General features: G+C 68.2%; 4 protein-coding genes. 1 reads left to right on the forward strand and 3 read right to left on the reverse strand.

Going from position 1 to position 4385, the window contains the following annotated elements; genetic code table 11:
* The first annotated feature begins 288 nt into the window (after positions 1–288).
* On the forward strand, positions 289–1704 hold the full coding sequence (locus IEY61_RS30710; RefSeq protein ID WP_189050817.1) for an alpha/beta hydrolase family protein: 1416 nt from the start codon (positions 289–291) through the stop codon (positions 1702–1704).
* Positions 1705–2013: 309 nt separating this feature from the next.
* On the opposite strand, the gene IEY61_RS30715 is transcribed toward IEY61_RS30710, so the two are convergent.
* The 3 genes from IEY61_RS30715 to IEY61_RS30725 form a co-directional block, all read right to left on the reverse strand.
* Positions 2014–2781: a pirin family protein gene (locus IEY61_RS30715; RefSeq protein ID WP_189050818.1), complete on the reverse strand. Its 768-nt coding sequence runs from the start codon at positions 2779–2781 to the stop codon at positions 2014–2016.
* A 93-nt stretch (positions 2782–2874) separates the two neighbouring features.
* The gene (locus IEY61_RS30720) at positions 2875–3072 is read right to left on the reverse strand and encodes a Rossmann-fold NAD(P)-binding domain-containing protein (RefSeq protein ID WP_189050820.1); all 198 of its coding nucleotides are present in this window, start codon (positions 3070–3072) and stop codon (positions 2875–2877) included.
* A 164-nt stretch (positions 3073–3236) separates the two neighbouring features.
* A complete protein-coding gene (locus IEY61_RS30725) occupies positions 3237–3617 on the reverse strand; it encodes a helix-turn-helix transcriptional regulator (RefSeq protein ID WP_189050822.1) in 381 nt (126 codons plus the stop codon).
* Positions 3618–4385: the final 768 nt, after the last annotated feature.

Below are 4385 nucleotides of genomic sequence, written 5' to 3' on the forward strand. Positions count from 1 at the left end.
TTGACCATGCTCGCAGCTCTTCACTAGTGACCATCCGAACTCGACACTCAGATGATCACCGAAGGGCTGCGAGACCTCATCTCCGGGTCGGATCGACCACCGCACCCCGCTCAACTTCGAAGAGCCGCGATGGCCCTGGTCCGGGTTCGGCGAGCACCCGAGTCTGAATGCCGCGAATGGCGCTTCGCCGGGCGCGTCAAAAACCTGCTGAAGAGGATGGCTGAAATGCGGCACAGAACGGCTCGTACGAGCGGAACGGGTCGAATCGGGGGATCCACCGTATCCGGCATGGGTCGGGCCCGGCTCTTGCTGCGGATCCTGGCGGCTCTCGCCGTACTCGCCTCCTCGGTCCTCGTCCTTCCGGTTGCTCCCGCGAACGCCGCGTCGGACGGACCGACCGCCACCGAAGTGTCCTTCGTCGGCAACGGTGGCGTGGTGCTGCACGGCACCGTCCTGGCGCCGATGTCGATGCCCCAGCGCCGACCAGCGGTGGTCATGGTGGAGGGGGCGGGCAATCACGGCCGGCAGGAGCTACGCCTTGCGGCCGAAGCGTTCGCCCAACGCGGAATTGTGGCCCTCTTCTACGACAAGCGGACCGAAGGCTACAACCTGTTGCGTCGCGACTATTCGGTGCTGGCCGACGATGCGCTCGCCGGCCTGCGACTGCTGCGCTCCCGCGCCGACGTCGACCCGGCCCGGCTCGGGATGTGGGCGCTGTCCGAGGGGGCGTTCGTCGCACCACTGGCCGCGAACCGCTCCACCGACGTGAAATTTCTGATCACTGTCGGCGCGGTCGGTATGACTCCGGCCGCCCAGACCGCCTCGTGTTACGACGAGCGACTGCGGCACGCCGGTGTTTCCGGGTCCTTCACGCACACGATGCAGGTGACCGCCGTGCGGATGGCGATCGGCGCGGGCATTTTCCCCGAGGCCAACTTCGACCCGGCACCGGTCTGGGCACAGGTACGCCAGCCGGTACTCGCCCAATGGGGTGAACTCGACCGTGAAGCCCTGCCGAGGGAGAGCAGCCAGATCATCCGGCAGGCGTTGGAACGCGGCGGCAACCACCATTACACGATCCGGTTCGTCCCCGCGGTCCGGCACAACCTGTACGTCACCGCCAACGGCGGGTTCGACCGGCTCGCCAGCATTCCGGCCAACTACGGCGACTACGAAGCGTCCTGGATCGACCGTCTGACGCACGCCCTGCCCAGCGCGAGCGCCGACCCGGCGCCGTCCCAGCGCACCCCCAGCCCGACCCTCACGCCGCTGGCCTGGTACGAGTCGCCCTGGCTCCAACTCGCCGCCCTGCTGCTGTTCCTGGTGGCCTTCGCCGGCTACCCATTGACCGCCGCCGTACGCCGGATCCGTGGCCGCCGTGGCGCACCGCCGGTACGGCACCCCGCGCGCTGGCTGGCCGCCGCCGGCCTGGCAACCACGATGGGCCTGCTCGTCTACCTCTTCTTCATGCTGGCCACCGCGGCGGCTGTCGTCGGACCCGTTCTGATCGGCCGCCCGATACCCTGGCTCGTTCTACAGGTCCTCGCCGTCGCCACCGTCGTGGCCACCATCGCGACCGGGCTGTCCTGGCGACGTCACCGCCGCGATCTCAGGCACGCCGACCGAGCCCGACTCGGCCTACTCGCCGCCGCCGGCCTGCTGTTCCTACCCTGGGCGGCCTATTGGGGACTGCTCATCCCGTGATGGCCATAGGCCTCAACGGCCCGCGCAAGAACAGTCAACAGCCACGCAGAAAACGCACGCTCATCGGCCATGAGAGTGCATCCGATCATGGCCGTGGGCGAGGACACGTGGTGACCGGTCAGCCACCACGCCTCCACGGTATGCGCCCGCCACGGGCCGGCGCCCGCCGGCCGAGCGCCGCTGCCTCGCGGCCGAGTTGGTGGACGGAGCCGACGCCGAAGACCACCCGCACCGGGTGGCCTTCGGCGAGCACAGGCACGTGCCTCGGCAGGTTCATGGCGTCTCTCGGCGTCCTCGGTCAGGGTGCGTTCAGGCGGCGTGGGTGGCGTGCATCTCCCACACCAGGATCTCCGCGGGCTCGGTCGCGGTGACCCGCTGCCCGCCGGTGGCGGTGAAGCGGACGGCGTCTCCTGTGTGCAGCGCGTCGGCACCTTCGAGCGTCACGTTGCCGCGCGGCACGAACAGGTGCAGGTACGGCGCCTCGGGCAGCTCGACGCTCTGGCCGGGCGCCAGGCGGGCGGCGTAGAGCGCCGCGTAGCGGTTCTTGATCCGGATCGCTGCCTCGCCGTCATGCCGGTCCATGCCGGAGGCGACGGGAATGAGCGAGCCGGACGACAGCAGCTTCTCGTCGATTTCGAGCTGTTCGTAGCCGGGGGTGATGTCGGCCTCGTCGGGCGCGATCCACATCTGCACGAAGTGCACAGACTCGTCGTGCTTGTTGCCCTGCAGCCGCCAGGAGTCGTTCTTTTCGGAGTGCAGGATGCCAGTGCCGGCGCTCATCCGTTGAGCGAGGCCGGGGTAGATCACCCCGTTGTGGCCGATGGAGTCCTGGTGGACCAGCGACCCACGCAGGACCCAGGTGACGATCTCCATGTCGCGGTGCGGGTGGGTCTCGAAGCCTGTGCCGGGTACGACGATGTCGTCATTGTTGACCAGCAGCAGTCCATGGTGGGTGTTGTGGCGGTCGTAGTGGTCGCCGAACGAGAACGAGTGCTTGGAGTCCAGCCAACCGAAGTCCGTCTTGAACCGGTCGTCCGCGCGGCGGATGTCGATCTGCGGGTTCAGCGGGGTGCGCATGGGATGGCCTTTCACTGCGAGGGAGGAGAACGTGGGGCGTGTGGTGGCCGCGCGGCCGGCGTCGTGGATAACGCCCCCGCGCGGCGGGGTAGGTCAGTCGGTTTTGGGGGCCAGCGAGTCAGCAGTCAGCTCCGCGAGCTCAGCCACGTGAGCCTTGACTCCGCGGGCAGCGAGATCGCTGCGCTGCTCGTCACGACGTACCTGGCCGGCGACGTCGTCGCCCCGGTCGATCAGGTTCCCCGCCAGCAGCCCACCGACGGACCCCCTGACGCCGATGATGAAGACATTCATCGTCGCCACGCCAGGTGGCAATCAGTCACCGGGGTCGTCGACGGCGGACCTGCTCGAAAGGGGTGAGGGTCGGGGTACGGGTACATCGTGCCAGCCTGGCCGCCGCGGCGTGGCCCTCGCGTCGGTAGGAGCCACCTATCTTCGGCGCGCCCGCTCCGGTCCGGTCAGGGAAGGTGGAACTCCTTGAGTTCGCGGCGTGAGGTGATGCCGAGCTTGCGGAAGATGTTGCGCAAGTGGGCCTCGATCGTCCGCGGGCTGAGGAACAGCTGTGCGGCGACCTCACGGGAGGTTGCTCTGGTGGCCACCAGCCGTGCGACATGCAGCTCATGGGCGGTGAGCTCGTCCGTCGGCTGCGCGGTTCGGGCGCGCGGGTGCTCGCCCATCGCGCGGAGCTCGCGTGCGGCGCGGGCGGCGAAGGCATCCGCGCCCATGTCGGTGAGGAGCTCGTGGGCGGTACGGAGCTGGTCTCGGGCGTCACGGCGGCGGCCCTCTCGGCGTAGCCACTCGCCGTAGACGAGATGGATCCGAGCGAGATAGCCGCCCATCCGGCTGTGCGTAGGCTGCGCGATCGCCTCGCGGTAACGGTCCTCGGCCGGGACCGCCTATGCGAGGCCCTGTCTGTGCTGGTCAACGCCTGTTTTCGTGTCGCAGGATCGGTCAGCTCCTGCGGAACGCAGGTCAGGCCGCCAAAGGCCAGGTCGGCCTGGACCAGCACCAGGTCCGCCGCTGGGACTCCTGGCACCGGTTCACCACCCTCGCCCTGGCCGCACTCGCCGTCCTGACGATCTGCGCCGCCGACGCAGCCCACAACGACCCGGACGACACCGGACTGATCAAGCTGACGGTCAACGAAGTCCGCCGCCTCATCAACGCCTGCAATCATCCGCCCAATCCGCGACCTCACCCACCGTTTGCACTGGTCAGGCTGGCAACGCCGGCATCAAGCCCAATGGCGATCCCACTACACACACCGCCTCAACCTCGAACCTCAGCCAGGATCACGAAAGGCGGCTGCCGTACTAGGCCGCACTTGCCTGACCTTGAGTTTTGGCAGCTTATCGGCTTGATCGACGCCAAGCGGCACCGGGCCATGTAACTGCGCACGTCGATGCTATTTGTGCGATGGGTCAGGGGATCGCACTGTCTGTCTGTTGTGGCCACTCGTGGGGCGGGCAGGCTCTTGCGCTTGTGTTGATCGATGAGATTGTGGGCTGGCGGGCGGGTCTGGATGATCTGCTGGCTCGGTTCGCGCACCGTTTCGGGCGCGCAGAGCCGCGCCGACAGGCGCTGACCTACCTGGTCGGGTTGCTGTC

Source organism: Micromonospora sonchi (assembly GCF_014646235.1).
GTDB classification, from domain to species: domain Bacteria; phylum Actinomycetota; class Actinomycetes; order Mycobacteriales; family Micromonosporaceae; genus Micromonospora; species Micromonospora sonchi.